At 52.6% G+C, this 18,676-nt stretch carries 19 protein-coding genes and 1 pseudogene; 14 read left to right on the top strand and 6 right to left on the bottom strand.

Going from position 1 to position 18,676, the window contains the following annotated elements:
- Positions 1 to 2 precede the first annotated feature (2 nt).
- A complete protein-coding gene (locus tag EGM51_16600) occupies positions 3 to 431 on the bottom strand; it encodes a hypothetical protein (protein QBG48942.1) in 429 nt (142 codons plus the stop codon).
- 1 nt (position 432) lies between these two features.
- A complete protein-coding gene (locus EGM51_16595) occupies positions 433 to 1,548 on the bottom strand; it encodes a TIGR02584 family CRISPR-associated protein (GenBank protein QBG48941.1) in 1,116 nt (371 codons plus the stop codon).
- Between the two features lie 451 nt (positions 1,549 to 1,999).
- On the opposite strand from EGM51_16595, the gene EGM51_16590 reads away from it, so the two are divergent.
- From EGM51_16590 to EGM51_16540, 11 genes are all read left to right on the top strand, one after another.
- Positions 2,000 to 2,665, top strand: coding sequence for a TetR/AcrR family transcriptional regulator (locus EGM51_16590; protein QBG48940.1), 666 nt, complete (start codon positions 2,000 to 2,002; stop codon positions 2,663 to 2,665).
- Positions 2,666 to 2,737: 72 nt separating this feature from the next.
- Positions 2,738 to 3,394, top strand: coding sequence for an oxygen-insensitive NAD(P)H nitroreductase (nfsB, locus tag EGM51_16585; protein QBG48939.1), 657 nt, complete (start codon positions 2,738 to 2,740; stop codon positions 3,392 to 3,394).
- Between the two features lie 24 nt (positions 3,395 to 3,418).
- Positions 3,419 to 3,967 carry a nitroreductase gene (locus EGM51_16580; GenBank protein ID QBG48938.1) on the top strand — a complete coding sequence of 183 codons (549 nt, stop codon included), beginning with the start codon at positions 3,419 to 3,421 and terminating at the stop codon, positions 3,965 to 3,967.
- 65 nt (positions 3,968 to 4,032) lie between these two features.
- Positions 4,033 to 4,326, top strand: coding sequence for an antibiotic biosynthesis monooxygenase (locus tag EGM51_16575; GenBank protein QBG48937.1), 294 nt, complete (start codon positions 4,033 to 4,035; stop codon positions 4,324 to 4,326).
- 89 nt (positions 4,327 to 4,415) lie between these two features.
- Positions 4,416 to 5,360 carry an NADP-dependent oxidoreductase gene (locus EGM51_16570; GenBank protein QBG48936.1) on the top strand — a complete coding sequence of 315 codons (945 nt, stop codon included), beginning with the start codon at positions 4,416 to 4,418 and terminating at the stop codon, positions 5,358 to 5,360.
- Positions 5,361 to 6,336: 976 nt separating this feature from the next.
- Complete coding sequence (locus tag EGM51_16565; protein QBG48935.1) at positions 6,337 to 7,110, top strand: 4Fe-4S dicluster domain-containing protein; 774 nt, start codon at positions 6,337 to 6,339, stop codon at positions 7,108 to 7,110.
- The gene (locus EGM51_16560; GenBank protein QBG48934.1) at positions 7,107 to 8,264 is read left to right on the top strand and encodes an MFS transporter; all 1,158 of its coding nucleotides are present in this window, start codon (positions 7,107 to 7,109) and stop codon (positions 8,262 to 8,264) included. The genes EGM51_16565 and EGM51_16560 overlap by 4 nt, the downstream gene beginning before the upstream one ends.
- 402 nt (positions 8,265 to 8,666) lie before the next feature.
- Entirely contained in the window at positions 8,667 to 9,608 is a 942-nt protein-coding gene (locus tag EGM51_16555) for a hypothetical protein (GenBank protein QBG48933.1), read from the top strand.
- Between the two features lie 92 nt (positions 9,609 to 9,700).
- Entirely contained in the window at positions 9,701 to 10,027 is a 327-nt protein-coding gene (locus EGM51_16550; GenBank protein QBG48932.1) for a hypothetical protein, read from the top strand.
- Between the two features lie 15 nt (positions 10,028 to 10,042).
- Entirely contained in the window at positions 10,043 to 11,380 is a 1,338-nt protein-coding gene (locus EGM51_16545; GenBank protein ID QBG48931.1) for a hypothetical protein, read from the top strand.
- The gene (locus EGM51_16540) at positions 11,323 to 11,628 is read left to right on the top strand and encodes a hypothetical protein (protein ID QBG48930.1); all 306 of its coding nucleotides are present in this window, start codon (positions 11,323 to 11,325) and stop codon (positions 11,626 to 11,628) included. Before EGM51_16545 ends, EGM51_16540 begins: the two co-directional genes overlap by 58 nt.
- Positions 11,629 to 11,693: 65 nt before the next feature.
- Here EGM51_16540 and EGM51_16535 read toward each other — a convergent pair whose 3' ends face one another.
- Together EGM51_16535 and typA are read right to left on the bottom strand one after the other, a co-directional pair.
- Positions 11,694 to 11,990 (bottom strand): RNA-binding protein, encoded by a 297-nt coding sequence (locus EGM51_16535; GenBank protein QBG48929.1) that lies wholly within the window; start codon positions 11,988 to 11,990, stop codon positions 11,694 to 11,696.
- 146 nt (positions 11,991 to 12,136) lie between these two features.
- Positions 12,137 to 13,939 carry a translational GTPase TypA gene (typA, locus tag EGM51_16530; protein ID QBG48928.1) on the bottom strand — a complete coding sequence of 601 codons (1,803 nt, stop codon included), beginning with the start codon at positions 13,937 to 13,939 and terminating at the stop codon, positions 12,137 to 12,139.
- A gap of 817 nt (positions 13,940 to 14,756) precedes the next feature.
- Between typA and ruvA the strand changes: the two genes are divergently transcribed.
- Both ruvA and ruvB read left to right on the top strand, forming a co-directional pair.
- A complete protein-coding gene (ruvA, locus tag EGM51_16525) occupies positions 14,757 to 15,350 on the top strand; it encodes a Holliday junction branch migration protein RuvA (protein ID QBG48927.1) in 594 nt (197 codons plus the stop codon).
- Between the two features lie 70 nt (positions 15,351 to 15,420).
- Positions 15,421 to 16,422 carry a Holliday junction branch migration DNA helicase RuvB gene (ruvB, locus tag EGM51_16520; protein QBG48926.1) on the top strand — a complete coding sequence of 334 codons (1,002 nt, stop codon included), beginning with the start codon at positions 15,421 to 15,423 and terminating at the stop codon, positions 16,420 to 16,422.
- Here the strand turns inward: ruvB and EGM51_16515 are convergent.
- Entirely contained in the window at positions 16,412 to 17,221 is an 810-nt protein-coding gene (locus tag EGM51_16515; protein ID QBG48925.1) for a hypothetical protein, read from the bottom strand. The two genes, ruvB and EGM51_16515, sit on opposite strands and share 11 nt — an antisense overlap.
- Positions 17,222 to 17,380: 159 nt before the next feature.
- A pseudogene (locus EGM51_16510) lies at positions 17,381 to 17,661 on the bottom strand (peptidylprolyl isomerase).
- 170 nt (positions 17,662 to 17,831) lie between these two features.
- Here EGM51_16510 and EGM51_16505 point away from each other — a divergent pair.
- The gene (locus tag EGM51_16505) at positions 17,832 to 18,665 is read left to right on the top strand and encodes a hypothetical protein (protein QBG48924.1); all 834 of its coding nucleotides are present in this window, start codon (positions 17,832 to 17,834) and stop codon (positions 18,663 to 18,665) included.
- Positions 18,666 to 18,676 lie beyond the last annotated feature (11 nt).

The following is an 18,676-nucleotide window of genomic DNA, read 5'->3' as shown; positions in this document are numbered from 1 at the left end:
ATTTACTCCCACGTTATTTTTAAAATTTTCCAGCCGATGATGTTGTCGGCGGGCACTTCAGCACCGGGTTCGGGACGGTATCCTGCGGTGTATTCCGGCGAAACGATCCAGCATTCGGAAAATGTCTGGCCGTTGAGCCGGGGCAGGCCGTCGACGGAAAGCTCGAGGGCGGGACGCGGAGAGGCCGGAAGCAGCGGAAGCCCGCAAAACGCCTCGGCGGCGGCAAGTGTGTTGGCATGCCCCCAGAACGAAACAACGGTTTTGCCGCGCGCCGCCTCCCGCAACACCTCCTGCGAAACCGGCACAATCCGAACCGCACGCTTGACAAGCGTCAGCGGGAAGGCGTTTCCGATCAGAATGTGTGAAGTGCTGTGCATGGGAAGGGTTATAAACCGGTTCGGACTGATCCCCGTTTTTTCGGACGTCCGCAATTCAGTTTTTCCATTCAATATTGCTTAACGGAAAGCTGAAGACTTCCTGTTTCTGTAGATCAGGAACGAGTGTCTTGGCCAGTTGAGGGAAGCGGAAAAGGGCTTCCAGCTTTTTGCGGACATCGCCCATCCGTTTGCGCAAAATATCGTCGTCAATGACGAAATTACCATCAGAAAAATATTTATCTTCAAAGGCTCCAGCCCATTCATAATCCAGCTCATCAATCGGCTGGTCCTGCAGATGTTTTTCCAAATAATCCCGGAAACTGTTCCAGCCTTCAATGGCTGGCGATTGCTTCATCCAACCAAGCCAAAAATAGAGCAGGCCAAAAGTGAGTTTCCCGAGTGTTTCCGAATCCTCCGATTCGCGGATTCCCAGCATTCGGGAATGGGGATTAATCCATATATGTGGAAAATCAAATTCACCCGTATTGATCCAACGAACCAATGCAGAATAAGAGCTGGGCGCATATTTAAGATTCTGCCACTTGGAAACACAGACGAAAGGAATGTCTGAAAGCGCAATGACAGCATCTTCTGATGCATATTTTTTCACTTCCTGTGTGCGTTGATCTTCGTACTCATGGATTACTCCAGGTTGCGGAAAGTAGAATGCCGGCTTGAGTCTCTTTTCGAAAGGTTCATTCACGAGGACGTGGCATACCCGATCCTGTTCCCTTCCGAGCAGATTCATGCAGGAGAGCATGAGTGCGCTCATCGTTTTTCTTCCTCCGGCAATCGAGGCAATGATTTGTGTTTTTTCCTCTTCTGCATAGGGTCGAAGCTGCTGCAGCAGAAAATCAGCGCACTGCTCATTTTCTTCCGGCGAAGCAATATCCGCAAAACCGTGAATCATGCGGATAGATTTCTCGATATCGAAGCGAAGTTTTTCAGCAGCCGATTCTCCAAGAGCATCCCGCAGTGAATCCCAAACACTGTCATGTCCGAACAGCTGCTGTACGATCTGTTCCCGCCCTTGAGATGTAGTGATAGCTACTACTTCATCAGGAACCACCGGAGGATTTTCTCTCGATAAAGCCCATACTGTTTCCGTTAAAACCGCCGGCGACATCCCAACCACGCCGATCAGAACCACCTTGTTATTTTCCATCTGCATTCACTCCCGCCCTGAAACAGAGCTTTGCTGGTGCATATCGAGAAGCATAGCTATGCTCTATTCAGGTTCATTTCGCGGCACCATACAACAGTGATAAAATTCTTTTATTCCCACAAAACGTTCTGGACAGATATAATTATTTTTCTCCCTGTACACCGTTCATTCCGCTGAAAACATAGAGTTCAAGTATGACAAAAACTTAAAGGCAGAACAATTATAAAGTCGCCTCGGTCTGCACAGCCCTTTCATCTGTTTCAGTTTGGTAAAAGAACTTATCAATGTGTTGAAAGCCTCTCAGAGATCCCTGATTTCAACATAGAGTACCTGTAGATCGGTTTATGAAATAAAGACAGTATTCGGCTGCCGAAGGGGTCAGTGATTTAAACACTCCATACCGTCATGATAATCTGAATAAAACAGAGAAGAAGATCAGGCGCGGATCATTCGGAAAATGTGCGGAAGTTATTTCTACACATTTTTTCTTGCCTTACTAGACGACCGGTCTAATATGCAACGCATCATGAGTGAAAAACCTACCAGAGAACGGATTCTTGAAGCAGCAGAGGAGCTGATGCTGGAGCGGAGTTTTCACGCAGTCGGCCTGAAGCAGCTGCTGGAGGCGGTGCAGGTGCCGAAGGGATCGTTCTATCACTATTTTGAGTCGAAGGAACAGTTCGGTATTGAAATGATGAAGCATTATATGGCCGAGGCCAGCGCACATAAGCGGTCTTTCATGCTGAACCGGAAACGGGAGCCGGATGCCTTGAAGCGGCTCTTCAACTATCTGGAGGGCAGTATTGCTTTCATGGAGAAAAATCCGGGGAAATTTCCCTGTCTGGCAATCAAGCTCGGCAATGAAATTTCGGAAATCAGCGAGGGCATGCGTGAGGAATTGATCAAGGGCTTTAATGACTGGATCAGCATCTATCGCGAGGTGCTCGACGATGCCGTTAACGCCGGTCAGCTTCCGGCGGATTTTGATACGGCCGCGGAAGCCGCACTGATCCAGGACCACTGGGCGGGTGCCGCACAGCGGGCGGTCATCTTCCGGAGCCCGGAGCCGGTGCGCCATACCGTTGACCAGATTAAAGCCCGCATTAAAAAACACATGAATTAACCTGAAAAAAATTTGAACATATTCTAGACGACCGGTCTATTTTATAACGAACTCCCAACAGAGAGGAAAAACATGAACCTGAATGAAGTTGCAGAATGGCGTTATTCCACAAAGGAATTCGACCCCGACAGAAAAATCCCCGCCGAGCAGTTTGAACAGATCAAAAGTCTGCTCCGCAAAAGCCCATCAAGCGTAAATTTGCAACCCTGGCACTTTATCATTGCCGATACTCCGGAAGGCAAACGCCGCGTCGCCCGGGGCACGCAGGACGCCTTCCGGTTCAATGAACCGAAAGTACTGAATGCCTCGCATGTCATTGTGTTCTGTGTGAAAAATGATCTGGATGATGCCTATCTGCAGCATCTGCTCGAACAGGAGGAAAAGGACGGTCGTTTTGCGGAGCCCTCGTTCAAAGACATGATGCACCAGGCCCGTATCACCTTTGCAGATATCCACCGGAATGAACTTAAGGATACCCGCAGCTGGATGGAAAAACAGGTCTATCTCAATATGGGTACAGTGCTGCTCGGCGCCGCCGCGCTGGGCATGGATGCCGTTCCGATGGAAGGGCTGGATGCAGCGGCTCTGGATGAGGAATTCGGCCTCAGTGAAAAAGGATACAGCCCCGTCGCCCTCGTATCGCTCGGTTACCGCAAACACTCCGATTTCAACGCCGGCCTCCCGAAATCCCGCCTTCCGGAATCGGATATCTTTACCATCCTGGACTGATTAAAAAAACAGAAGGAGTTCACCGTGGAAGCTATTGAACTGATTAAAACACGCCGGAGCGTGCGTAAATTCAAAGAAAATCCGGTCGACCGGGAAACGATGCATGAAATCATCGATATTGCGCGCTGGGCGCCGTCGTGGGCCAACACCCAGATTGCACGCTACACGCTGGTGGATAATCCCGAAATGATTCAGCAGATTGCCGGCGAAGGCGTTAAGGGATTTGCCTATAATATGAAAACGCTGGCAAATGCACCGGGCGTCTGCGTACTGAGTCATGTGAAGGGTAAAAGCGGACGGATCGATCCCGCCAAACTCGACATTGAACTCTCCGACCCCGAGGCCTGGGAGTCGTTCGATGCCGGTATCGCCTGTCAGACCTTCTGTCTGGCGGCGCATGCATTAGGCGTCGGCACCTGTATTTTCGGGGTGATCGACAAAGAAACCCTGCCGAAACTGCTGAATCTGCCGGAAGGCGAAACGGTTTCCGCACTGATTGTCTATGGCTGGCCGGATGAAACACCGCCCCCTACCCCGCGTATGAAAGCCGCCGAAATCCTGCGCTTTGTATAACCCCGCTGAATACGCGGAATACTCCGTGTATTCAGCAATTCATCTATAAACCAAGGAGAAAAGAAATGCTGACCGTAATTGCAACCATCAAAGCCAGGGAAAACACCGTCGACCGGGTGAAATCCGAACTGCTGAAACTGGCGGAACAGACCCGAGCCAACGACGAAGGATGCATCGACTATGTCGTACATCAGGACAACGATACCCCTACACTTTTTGTGGTGTATGAAAACTGGGATTCCCCGGAGCTGCTTCAGCGGCATGCGGACTCGGACCACTTCCAGGCCTTTATTGCAGCAACAGAAGGTGCAACCGAGGAGTTTACAGTGAATACCATGACTCCAATCACAGGATCATAAACAACGGATAAGCCGGTACTGTACCGGTATAAATTTAGCCCCATCCCCCATTCATTCCCTACCATCAACTCAACGAATAGGAAACCGACATGAAAGCATACGTACTACATGAAGCCGGCGGCGTGGAAAACCTCGTCCTGTCCGACATTGAAAAACCCGAAATCAAAGCCGATGAAGTTCTGGTGGAAACCAAAGCCATCAGCATCAACCCGGTCGACGTGAAAGTACGACCGCATGAAGAAGTCCTCAACATGATCATGCAGACCGAAGATCGCCCGGTCATTATCGGCTGGGATATCGCCGGCGTCGTCGCCGAAACCGGAGCAGACGTCACCGACTTCAAAGTTGGTGACAAGGTCTTCGGCATGGTGAATTTTCCAGGACATGGAAAAGCTTATGCGGAATATGTGGCCGCCCCGGCGGATCACCTTGCCAAGATGCCGGCAAACTGCTCTTTCGAAGAGGCTGCAGCAACGACACTGGCGGCTCTCACGGCTTTGCAGGTGTTGACTGGCCGTATTAAAGCGGATGACCGTGTGTTGATCCATGCCGGATCCGGCGGCGTCGGCCACTTTGCCATTCAGATGGCAAAAAAAATGGGTGCGCATGTTATCACTACATCATCAGCTAAAAACCGCGACTTCTGCATGGCCATGGGTGCCGATGAACATATCGACTACCGCGAAGTGCAGTTTGAAGAGGTCCTGACCGGTATCGACTTTGTGCTCGACGGCATGGGCGGAGAAAACATCACGAAATCGGTAAAGGTGATCAAAGACGGCGGCGGTATGGTTTCCCTGCCCGCCCCGGATTTCCCCGAAGCAGCAGTTCAGGAAGCAGCAGCCCGGAACATCAACATTGAGTTTATCCTGGTTCAATCCAATGGCGATCAGATGAATACGCTAGCCGGTATGCTGAAAGACGGAACGCTGAAACCGCATATCTCCGTGACCTTCCCGTTCGATAAACTGCAGGATGCCCACCGCCAGCTCGAATCCGGCCGCACCGTCGGAAAAGCCGTCGTTACGGTCTGATATTCCTGCCGCCGGTGTAGCGGACGTTTCTACAACCAACACAACCGGTGTAGCGGACGTTTACCTGACCAGCAGGAAGGAAACGTCGAACAGACCCGCTCAGCTTCAACTCCCGACGGTTGTCCTTCAGACTCCCGACGCTTTCCTTACGGGTAAGCGTCCTCTACACCAACGGCATTTCCTCTTCAAAAGCGCCCCGGTGTAGCGGACGTTTACCTGACCAGCAGGAAGGAAACGTCGAACAGACCCGCTCAACTTCATCTCCCGACGGTTGTCCTTCAGACTCCCGACGCTTTCCTTACGGGTAAGCGTCCTCTACACCAACGGCATTTCCTCTTCAAAAGCGCCCCGGTGTAGCGGACGTTTACCTGACCAGCGGGAAGGAAACGTCGAACAGACCCGCTCAACTTCAACTCCCGACGGTTGTCCTTCAGACTCCCGACGCTTTCCTTACGGGTAAGCGTCCTCTACACCTCCGGTATTTCCTCTTCAAAAGCTTCCCGGTGTAGCGGACGTTTACCTGACCAGCGGGAGGGAAACGTCGAACAAACCCGCTCAGCTTCAACTCGCGACGGTTGTTTTCAAACTCCCGACGCTTCCCTTCGGGTAAGCGTCCTCTACACCAACAACACTTCATCAAAAAGCTTTCCGGTGTAGCGGGCGTTTACCTGATCAACGGGAGGGAAACGTCGAACAAACCCGCTCTGCTTCAACTCCCGACGGTTGTCCTTCAGACTCCCGACGCTTCCCTTCGGGTAAGCGTCCTCTACACCAACAACACTTCATCAAAAAGCTTCCCGGTGTAGCGGACGTTTACCTGACCAACGGGAAGGAAACGTCGAACCAGGCAACACTCCGCTCCCCATTTCCTGCCCCAATAAAACCGGACCTTACAATTTTTAAAAACACGGGCTTGCCTGTACGCATATTAAGCATATGCTCACAACCCGTTATCGAATATTTTGAGGACTGAAAAATGCACAATAAAATACACCTGATCTATTTCTCCCCTACAACGACCACCCGCCAAACCCTGAAAGCCATCGCGTGCGGTACCAACGGCACCGTACAAAGTGAAACCGACCTCACCTGCCGATCCCCGGAAATACTTCCCGTTTTCAGAAAAAACGACCTCGTTCTGATCGGTATGCCGGTCTACGCGGGCCGGTTGCCGCAACTGGCAGTACAACGCTTTCTTTCCATCAAAGGAAACAGCGCAGCGGCGGTTCCCGTTGTGGTTTATGGCAACCGTCATTATGACGATGCGTTGATTGAGCTTTACGATCTCTGCCGTAAACAGGGATTCCGTCCGGTTGCCGCCGGCACGTTCCTGGGCGAACATTCTTTTTCAACTTCGCAGCTTCCGCTTTCCAAAGGCCGGCCCGATGCCGCCGACCTCGAGAAGGCGGAAGCCTTTGGCCGACAGATCGGAACCGCAGAACTCGAAACCGTACCAGGAAACCGACCCTATAAACCGGAGAAAAACCTGACCGGATCCGCCACATCGGTCGATCCGGAACGCTGCACCGCCTGCGGCAAATGTGTTGAACTCTGCCCTACGCAGGGGATGTCGATCAAAAATTCTGTGGCCGAAGCCGACCCTGACAACTGCATCTGGTGCATGGCCTGCCTGCGCTTCTGTCCGGAAGATGCCCGCAGTCTGACCCTTGAACCCATCAGGGCGACCGCGCAGAAACTGAACGACCATTTTTCCGAACGGCGCGAACCCGAAATTTTTCTCGGCCAATGAGCCCGGCCGAAAAACGTTTTCAAAGCGGCCATGTCAGTTCCATTGCCGCAACCCATCTGCTGCACGACACCTATACCTCATTTTTTGCACCGTTGCTTCCGTTGCTGAGTGAAAAGCTGGGGTTCACTTATGCCCTTGCCGGAGCACTCTCCGTGGTGCAACGCATCCCCGCCCTCTTCAATCCGCTCTTCGGCATCATTGCCGACCGGATACTGATTCGCTCCGGCATTATTCTCTGTCCGGTGGTTGCGGTTGTCTCCATGAGCCTGATCGGTCTGGCTCCGTCAATCATCATGCTGGCCGTGCTGATGCTGGTCAGCGGAATCACCGCCGCGGTTTATCACGTCACCGCTCCCGTACTGATGCGGCGTGTATCCGGCGATAAAGTCGGACGCGGCATGAGCTTTTTCATGTTCGGTGGAGAACTGGCCCGTACCGTCGGACCACTCCTCGTCACCGCTGCGGTCTCCTGGTGGGGACTCGAAGGCATCTGGCGGCTTATTCCCGTCGGCCTGATAGCATCGCTGCTCCTTTTCCTCAACCTGCGCACCATCCGCAAAGAAGACCTTCTCCATTTCAGTACCCCCGCCAAAGAACCGCTTTTAAAATCCTTCCGGGGCATGACCCCGCTGTTCAGCACCATCCTGCCGATTATGTTTTTTCGTGGCTTCTCCAAATCAGCACTCGCCCTCTTTCTCCCCTCCTATATGGTCGATCACGGCCATTCGCTGAAAACCGCAGCCATCGCGCTGGCCGTACTCGAACTCGCCGCCGCACTCGGTGCTCTCGGTGCAGGAAGCCTCTCCGACCGAATCGGCCGCAGAAAAGTTCTGCTCGGCATTATGCTGATTTCCCCGGCACTGATGTATCTCTTCACCCTCTCCGGCGGAATCGTCCTCTGGCTTCTGCTGATCCTGATGGGCCTGCTCTTTTTTGCCAGCACACCGGTCTTCATGGCCATGATCCACGATCTTAACTCCGACCGCCCCTCGCTCGCCAACGGCCTTTTTATGACCATGAATTTTGCCGCCGGCTCCGCCATCGCCATGCTAGTCGGCTTTGCGGCCGACCACTGCGGCCTGTTGCTCACCTATAAAATCACCGCCCTGCTCGGTCTCTTCGCCATCCCGCCTGCCCTGTGCGTAAAAAAATGACCTTCCCCGGCGGCTGTCTTACAGACTCCCGACGGTTGTCCTTCAGACTCACTGCGTGTCCCTCCGGGTAAGCGTTCTCTACACCAACAACACTTCATCAAAAAGCTCCCCCGGTGTAGCGGACGTTTACCTGACCGACGGGAAGGAAACGTCGAATCAACCCGCTCCGCTTCAGCACCCGACGGTTGTCCTTCAGACTCCCGACGCTTTCCTTACGGGTAAGCGTTCTCTACACCAACAACACTTCATCAAAAAGCTCCCCGGTGTAGCGGACGTTTACCTGACCAGCGGGAAGGAAACGTCGAACAGACCCGCTCAACTCCATTTTTTTACACAATTAATTGCGGAACTTTTCCTCCATTCATTTATCCTCTGCGCTATTCAACGAAACACTGAGGATTTATGAACCAGAAATTTATCAATGAAGTCACTGATGCCCTGAATGCAGCCGTAAAGACCGGCACACTGACCGGCTGGAGCCTGAACGCCACGGAGTCACGCAGTCTGCAACGGCTCTATTCTTCACCCGATGGCGCCACGCTGCACTGTCACCAGAGCCGGCGGGTTGAGGGCGAAGACTATAAACTTTCGGTCTACACGCCATCGGAAAAAGAGGGCCTGGTCGGCACGTCCATGATTGACCTGGTCACCTATCTTCCCGTCACGGAACAGATCGACAATGCCGTATCGCTGGCAGCCTGCAGCCAGAACAAAAAATGGACCCTCGCCAAACCGCCGGCTGAAGAACCGGCCAGGGTTGAAACCTGCGATCCGAATGTGCGCGATCATCCTGAAGAGGTCGCCGCCGAAATCGAAAAGAAGTTCAGCTCCGCCTTTGCGGAAACCGAAGGCTGTGCCCTTAATTCCGCCGAGCTCTTCGTCAACTATTCCATCAGCGCCCGGACCAACTCGGAAGGCCTCGCCTACGAAACCGAACTGAGCGAGCTCTACCTCGAAGCCGCCATGGAAAAGGCCGGACAGGAAAACGACAAAGAAGTGCACGAACACACCACATCGGTAACCGTCGCCGACCTGAACGTCAAAAACTTCATTAATGAATGTGCCCTGCAGGTGGCCACGCTGGGCGACAGCGCCGAACCGAATACGCAGGATAACGCCACGATCCTGATTGAAAAAGATGCTCTTTCGCAAATGCTCGATGCTCTGCTCAGTCAGCTCAACTGCCAAAACGAATACATCAAGATCCCATTTCTCAACATTGGAGATACCTTCGGTGGAGGTGACGGCGATCCGCTGCATCTCAGCCTCGATCCGACGATTCCCTGCATGGTACTCTCTTCGGCTTACGCCATTGACGGTCTGCCGGCCCGGGCGGAACGCTGATTGAAAACAACACCGTAAAAAACCGGATCATCGGCAACCGCTTCGGTCAGTATCTCGGCCTCGAACCCAACGGCCTGAGCGGCAACCTTGTCGTGGAGCCGGGTACCCTCGACACGAAAAATATCCAGGGACTGGAATACACACAGATCATTAAATTTTCCTCTCTGCTGATCGATGCGCAGAAGCTGACCTGGAGCTCCGAGATCAAACTCGGCAAACACGTCGCGGCCGACGGAACGGTTACGCTGGTGAAAGGCGGCGTTGTTTCCGGCAACCTGAAAGACAATTTCACCGATTGCCGTCTGTCGGCCAGCATCGGCACCGTTAACGTTCCGAAAAGCAGCTATGCCCCGCCGCTCGGATATAAAGGTCCCGATGCGATGCTTATCACCAAAGGCGTATCCATTGCCGGCAACTAAACGAGGTCTATCAACATGAAAAAATATTATCCCCTATCCGACGAACTCCGTTCCTTTTTTCCACTCCTTGGAAAACTCGTTAAAACGATGGAACAGGGCGTTGAAGATAAAATCTATGCCTTCGCCTGCCTGGAGGATCTCGACCAGTTCCAGAGTCACGTCAGCCAGACCGAAGCAAGCGGGCTGACGATGGACCGCGGGCTGGTTCTGCGCATCCTTGCCGGACAGCGCAACTTTGAATATGCCACCAACCACTTTGATGAAACCGCTCTTCTTTCCGCAGCAGTGACGCTGCGCTCCGAAGCGCTCGATTATTTCCAGTCGCTGGAAAATCCGTCCGTCTACACACCGCCGACCTGGACCGATGAACCGATCAATCAGTTTGCGGAACCGGTCCGCGAACAGATACTGATCAACGGCAAACTGCCCGAGGCTGATACCCCCGTGCATTTCGGCAGCACCTACGATCCGTCCATTTCCGAATCGATGAACCGGGCCGAAACCGCCGCGCGTTCCAAAGTGATCAAAGAAGCCATCATGGAAAAAGGCGGCGACAAACTGGCATCGGCCGGCTGTATGATCCGCCGCAAAGTTAAAAGCCGCCTGTTTGTCGACCGCACCCGCATGATGTCACAGTCGCTCTTTTCCAGCCTCTACTATATTTATGCAATTACACCGTCGGGTAAAAATGTGCGCGATATTATCGGCGGGATGACCGGTGCCGAAGTCGGCGCAACCATTACTGATACACTGATCGCCAAGCTGGTGGAAACCGCCGACAAAGTGGAACATGCCGAACACATCAAACCCGGACGCTACCGCATTATTACCGGCCCGGATGTGACCGGAGTCATTGCCCACGAAGCCTTCGGCCATACACAGGAGGGCGATACCTGCCGCCTTGGACGCAGCTGTGCGCCAGGTCTGAGAAAAAAAGGGGTCAAAGTCGGTAACGAACAGGCGACCATCATCAACAATGCCGGCGTCTTTGCTATGGGGACGATACCCTACGGGGTCAACGGCACTCACTTTTTTGACGATGAAGGGTTCATTGTCCGGCCCCAGGTTATTCTGGATAAAGGTGAACTTTCATCGCCGATGAATGACCTGATGTCATCCATCGTCGGCGATATCAACGGACCGGCGCCGCGGCAGTCAAACGGCAAACGCGAAAGCTGGAAACGCCCACTGATGCCGCGCCAGACCAACACCTACTTCACGGCCGGCGATAAAACACTCGATGAACTCATCGAATTGTGTGGAGACGGTTTCATAGCCGAACATGCAGCCGGGGAATGGAGGATCCCAAAGGGATGGGCCTCACTGCCGGAACGGAATACCTCGAAGAAATAAAAAACGGCAAACGGACCGGCCGGCTCTTTCTCGGTCCGCAGGGCGGGCATATTGAACTGTCCGACCCCGTTCCGCGACTGCTGGATTCCATCATTGCTAAAAGTGTCATCGCGGAAGAGGACCCAACGAATGAAGCCGGCGGGGAACCCATTAACAAATGGGGCGGATGCGGAAAATACCATAAAGAAGGGGTTGAAGCCGGTTGCGGCGGACCGTGGATTCTGTGGTCCGGCATCACCTGCGGGTAAAATTCAGACAGGATTAACAGGATTTTCAGGATCCTGCTCTTCTTGTTAATCCTGTCCAAACATAATCAGCGTTCGGAACGCCGGACGTTCTGGTCGCGGCGCGGAGGGCGTTCTTCGCGCGGACGGGCAATATTCACCCGCAACGGACGGCCCTGAAAATCCTTGTTGTTAAACAGCTTAACGGCGTTGTCCGCCTCTTCAGCTGAAGCCATTTCAACAAATGCAAATCCCCGTGAACGACTGGTGAATTTATCGAGCATCAGATGGCAGGATTCAACTTCACCGGCCTGTTTGAACAGATTTTCGATCTCCTCTTCGGTGGAGGTATAATTCAGGTTCCCTACATACAATCTTTTTTCCATCGTATTTTCTCCGTACCTTGCTGGCATAAAGAAACTCTAGACTGCACATAAAAGAAATCAATCTTTATCCCTCTGCTTCCATCCCCGGCACTCTGCCTGCGCTGGAAAGGGCGAAGACAGCGTGCGGGATTTCCAAGGTCGGAGGATTAACTGGATTTCTGACGGGACGCTTTTTTACGCTCATGCTCAAGCAGAAGTTTTTTCCGCATCCGGATATGATTCGGCGTAATTTCGACCAGTTCCGTTTCATTGATATATTCGAGCGCCTCTTCCAGACTCTTCACCTGTGCCGGAGCAATTTTCATGGCACGGTCTGTACCGGATGCACGAACGTTAGTGAGCTGCTTGGCTTTCTGCAGGTTCACAACCAGATCATTGTCGAGACAGTGTTCAGCGACGATCATTCCCTCATAACACTCTTCTCCGGGATTGATGAAAAAGATGCCGCGCTGCTGAAGACCATCGATCGCGAACGGAACGGCGGGCCCCTTGCCCTGCGATATCAGTACACCGTTCTGACGCTGCTGGATTTCACCTTTGTACGGTTCGTAATGCAGAAACCGGTGCGTCACAATGGCCTCGCCGGCGGAAGCCGTCAGCATTTTGGAACGTAGACCGATCAGGCCGCGGGTGGGAATATGAAACCGGATGGTCTTGCGCAGACCGTGCTGTTCCATGTCCACCATTTCTCCCTTACGGGTTCCGGCGACTTCAATGATTTTACCGGCATATTCATCCGGAACATCAACATGAAGCAATTCGATCGGCTCTTCTTTTTTACCATGTTTCTCTTTGAAAATGACCTGCGGCTGCGCCACCGACATTTCAAACCCTTCACGGCGCATGGTTTCTATCAGAATCGAAAGATGCAGCACCCCACGACCGCTGACCCGGAACGAATCACCACCAGTCTCCTCCACCCGCAGCGCCACATCGCGCTCCGTCTCCTTCAGCAGACGTTCCCGTAGATGACGGCTGGTGACAAACTGACCATCCTGTCCGTAAAAAGGAGAATCGTTCACGCTGAAAGTCATCGACAGTGTCGGCTCATCAATATGAATCGGCGGCAGCGTCTCCGGGGTTTCAAAATCTGTGATACAGTCCCCGATATCAATGTCGGGAATTCCCACCACCGCACAGAGATCCCCGCAGGGCACCTCCTCCACTTCATTGCGTCCAAGCCCCTCAAACGTAAACAGCTGCTTAATCCGGGTCTGCTCCTGCTTCCCGTCCCGACGAATATGCATCAACGGCTGTTTGGTATTGAGCGTACCGCGATACACACGGCCGACACCGATACGGCCGACGTAATCATTATAATCAATGGACGTCACCTGCATCTGCACGGGGCCTTCAACCTTTTTAGGTGCAGGAATATGTTCCAGCACCGCATCCATCAGCGGCAGCATCGAATCACGCGGCCCGTCAAGTACGGTGTCGGCCCAGCCGTCTTTACCGGAACAGTAAAGCATCGGAAAATCGAGCTGTTCATCGTTGGCATCCAGCTCGCAGAACAGATCGAAAACAAGATCATGCACAATATCCGGACGCGCATCCGGCTTGTCGATTTTATTGATAATCACCACCGGCTTGAGGTTCAATTCCAAAGCTTTATCCAGCACAAAGCGCGTCTGAGGCATCGGCCCTTCGGCAGAGTCAACCAACAGCAGCACACCGTCAGCCAGATTCAGCACGCGCTCCACCTGCCCGCCGAAATCACTATGACCGGGGGTATCGATCACATTAATCTTCACGCCCTTATAGTTGACGCTGATGTTTTTGGAAAGAATCGTAATACCACGCTCACGCTCCAGATCATTGCTGTCGAGCAGACAGTCCTGCATCTCCTCGTTTTCGCGGAACAGCTCCGCCTGTTTGATAATTTCATCCACCAGCGTCGTCTTGCCGTGGTCGACGTGCGCAATAATTGCTATATTCCTGATTTCCATGGGTTTCTCCAAAATGCAAAATGAGGCGCGAAGATATAGCTTTCCTGCTGAAAAGCAACGTAACAAAAATATAAAAACCAATATTCACTCCGGTGCTCCGACGGTCATCTTTCAGACTCCCGACGGTTGTCCTTCAGACTCACTGCGTGTCCCTTACGGGTAAGCGTCCTCTACACCAACGGCACTTCTTTCCCAAAAGCGGCCCCGGTGTAGCGGACGTTTACCTGACCAACGGGAAGGAAATGTCGAACAGACCCGCTCAACCTCAGCACCCGGCGGTTGTCCTTCAGACTCACTGCGTGTCCCTTACGGGTAAGCGTCCCCTACACCAACGGCACCTCTTTCCCAAAAGCGGCCCGGTGTAGCGGACGTTTACCTGACCAACGGGAAGGAAACGTCGAACAGACCCGCTCAACCTCAGCACCCGGCGGTTGTCTTTCAGACTCACTGCGTGTCCCTTACAGGTAAGCGTCCTCTACACCAACGGCATTTCTTCCCCAAAAGCGGCCCCGGTGTAGCGGACGTTTACCTGACCAACGGGAAGGAAACGTCGAATCAACCCGCTCAACTTCATCTCCCGGCGGTTGTCTTTCAAACTCCCGACGCTTTCCTTACGGGTAAGCGTCCCCTACACCAACGGCATTTCTTCCCCAAAGCGGCCCCGGTGTAGCGGACGTTTACCTGACCAGCGGGAAGGAAACGTCGGACCTGACCTGCTCCCACCACAACACAGGCAGCCCGGCGGTTCGTCCGGAAAAATTGAAAGGAATGTTGAAAGGGCTGTATTTCACCTCTGGATTCCGGCAACATTCCCTTTATGATTACGTTTCTTGAAGGCAAACTTGATACTAAACAGCTTGGCCGTGTGGTCATGAATGTTTCCGGAGTCGGTTACGAAGTATTTATTCCGCTCAGCAGCTATGACAGCCTCCCCCTGGAAGGCGAAACCTGCCGCATTCTGATACACCACCATATTACAGATGCCGATCAGCGGCTTTTCGGATTCTGCACCGAGGATGAGCGTGACATGTTCCTGAAACTCCTGACCATCAGCGGGGTAGGTCCCAAACTTGCAATCTCGGCACTGTCCGGACTTCCGGTGCGTGAACTGAAGAATGCCCTGATCAACGGCGATATCAAAATGATCTCCTCTATTTCAGGGATTGGCAAAAAGACCGCAGAGCGCATTGTTGTGGAGCTGCGCGATAAATTTGATGCCGGTGATCAACTGGACGCCTTCACTCCGGCCGCAACAACCGGTGGCGATAACCGTATGCACGATGCCGCGCTCGCCCTTACCGCGCTCGGTCAGAAACCCGACGACGCCGCTAAAATGATCAAAGCCGTCGCCAAAAAGATCAAACCCGATACCACCGTTGAAGAGATCATCCGCCTCGCCCTGACCAGATAGTCGCGGAGCCCACGGAAAAGCCCTAATTTTATCGGGTATTCCGTGACAATCCGTGTGTTTCTATGGCTGAATGCTTCCGCTTATGAATAACGAAATCATCACACCGGATCAGGAATTTGAACAGAAGCTTCGGCCCTCGCGCTTTGAAGACTTCACAGGACAGGATAAAATCCGCGAACGGCTCGAACTTTTTGTGCAGGCGGCCCGCCAGCGCAATGATGTCCTCGACCATGTACTGCTTTCAGGCCCTCCGGGCCTTGGAAAAACCACGTTGTCCTACATTCTTGCCGAAGCGATGGACGTCAATATCAAATGCACCTCCGGACCTGTCATCGATAAACCTTCCGATCTCGCCGGCCTGCTGACCAGTCTGGAGCGCGGCGATGTATTGTTCATTGATGAAATCCACCGCATGCAGCGCGCGGTTGAGGAATATCTTTATTCCGCTATGGAAGATTTCGTGATCGATATCGTGATTGATCAGGGCCCCAATGCCCGATCCGTCCGACTGAATATTGAACCGTTCACGCTGATCGGTGCAACCACCCGCAGCGGCATGCTTTCAGCTCCGATGCGCTCGCGCTTCGGGCTCGTCAACCGTCTCGACTATTACGATGCCATCACCCTTTGCAAAATTGTGAAACGTTCAGCTCACATTCTGGGCGTGGAGATTGAAGACGGCGGAGCCATGGAAATTGCGTCGCGCTCGCGCGGTACCCCGCGTATTGCCAACAACCTGCTGCGGCGCGCACGTGACTATGCACAGGTGAAAGCCGACAATATCATCACGGCCGATCTTGCCGATCAGGCGTTGAATCTGCTCGACATCGACGGCGACGGTCTGGAGGAGATGGATAAACGCATTCTCTCCTGTATTATTGAAAAATTCGGTGGCGGCCCGGTAGGTATCAATTCCATGTCGGTTTCTGTCGGAGAGGAAGCCGACACCATCGAAGAGGTTTATGAGCCCTACCTGATTCAGGAAGGCTATCTGCAACGCACGGCCCAGGGACGCATTGCCACGGACCGTGCATATGCAAAATTCGGATTGGTTCCGCCCTCTAAGGATTGAGCAGATCTTTCAACCCGGTGACTTTCCGTTCACCTTTAATCGATGTCAGGTTGACATTATCAATGCAGACCAGTCCATTGATATCGTCTTTAGCCGAAAAGGCAAAGCTGAACGTCTCCAAATCCCACAGCGTACCTTTATCCCCTTCAATAGGAGCATCTTTAAAATCATGATTCAGAACGGTGTTTCCGTCGGCATCAGTAATCAGCAGATTACTCCGAAAGATACCCCGCGCTTTCTCCTTTTTCGTTGTAAATTTTAAATGGAACCACGGAGAAACCGCACTCATCCCTTCCTCCGGCCGAGCCACAAACGTTTCGGGAGGTAAAGGCGGCAGGTTTTCCCAATGTGGTGCATTGCCACGAATCATCCATTTTCCGTCGGGATTGATTCCAATATTAAGCAACCAACGGCTTTCCGTTCTGAATTTAGGATCACCGAAAAGCATGGACAGACCATTTTTGGGTTTATCCACGTTTCCCCCATTGAGACCGAACTGAAAGTCCAGTTCAAAAACTGCCGTATCATCCGGCTTCCAGGTTACCATATTTTTTTTGCGGGTAATCTTCATGAAATTTTCAGATCCGCTAATGATGAGAGCTTTATCGCCAATGGTCTGCGTAATCCCCAGCTGATCCATCACAATAAAGTTTTTCGTCCCTATATCCTTCCGGTCCACCCACCAGCCCTGCTGCTGATGCAGCGGCCCCTCATCGTATCCATTGAAAGTACACTCCTCCGCCTGCAGATTCATCAGCGAAGCTATCGTCACACAAACAATCAATCCAGTCTGTTTCATTAATTACGTCCTCATGTTTCAGATAAACTTCCGCTGAAAAAGCAGGTCCCATGCCTTAATGTTAACGATATCAAAAAAACCGCCTATCCCAAAGAACAGGCGGTTGCGATTCCGAAGACCGCATCTTTTAATCTCCGGAAATATAGTGAATCTGAAAAATCAGTCGGTACGGGCTGTGACTTCCACAAGGTGATATCCGAACTGGGTTTTCACCGGACCCTGCACTTCACCGACCGGCGCACTGAACACCACTTCATCGAATTCCCGGACCATCTGCCCCGGTCCGAATGTCCCAGATTACCGCCTTCGGCTCCGGACGGACATTTGGAATGCTGTTTCGCGAGCTCCGCGAAACTCCCGCCCTCTTCAATCTGCTTTTTCAGGGTAAGACAGTCCGCTTCGGATGCTACCAGAATATGACGTGCTGCTGCTGATGCCATAATTTCTCTCCTTCTGTTTGGTTGAAAACGGAACCATGCAGGGCAAACAGGCCAAGCGCAAGCGCCCATTTCCTGCCATTGGGAACCGGACGGGCGGTCGATTTGGACGATTTTATTGTTGTCACCCTAGAAAGACATAGTATCTCATATAAGGACAACGGAGGTTTTATATGAAAGGTGATATCAGAAAAGCACTCGACTATCTCAATGCGTCACAGCAGCGCGCAACCTATGATGCGATCAAAAGTTACCTGGGTTTCGGTACCTTCGACAAAATAGACTGGAACGAAATTCTCGGTCCGAACCGTCAATACACCTCCTGGGTGGTCAATAAAAAGACCGGTATGCCCAACGGATTTAAGCCCGCCGATCTTCACCCCGACCTCATGGTCAACGAAGAAATCATCACGAAAGGCCGACAGCTGCTGGCGGCTATTGAAGAGTTTGACGGCGAAACCGGTGCCGCCGAATCCGCCGCACCCAAAGTGGAAGTGGCGGACTGCCACGGCAACAATGCCGCCGTGATGTGTCCGAACTGTTCGAAAGCCTATCTCATTTCCGGCTTTCTCAATAAAGGGGTTCGTTCCTGTCCGCACTGCGGGAAATCCAAAGCTGTCTTTGCCGAAGTCAAAGCGGAATGGGAAGCTCTGCACGAAGATGACGTTATCGATTCCGAACAGGAATCCTCCCGGCTGATCTTCAAAAAAGAATGGCTTGGCTACGATGTCTGGGTGACCTTCAGCGAAGAGGATACCACCTATCGCTACCCTCACGACCAGTTGCTGCAGACGTTCATCAGTCGTCTCGGAATCATCGAAGGAACCAAGTCCTGGGATCATGACGGCATTTACAGTTTCCCCCGCCTGAGTGGTGAACAGAAAAAAATGCTCAAACGCTACATCATTGAAGTGCGTAATGTTCCGGAAGCCACACAGGCTGCGGAAACCGGCTTTGAGCTTCCGGAAATCAAAACCGCAAAAAAAGCGGAGGACCTCGAAGACTGAGCCGGCCTCGC

This window comes from Verrucomicrobia bacterium S94 (assembly GCA_004299845.1).
GTDB lineage: Bacteria > Verrucomicrobiota > Kiritimatiellia > Kiritimatiellales > Pontiellaceae > Pontiella.
Note: the sequence above shows the minus strand (reverse complement) of the source record. Positions and strands in the feature narration are given on the sequence as shown.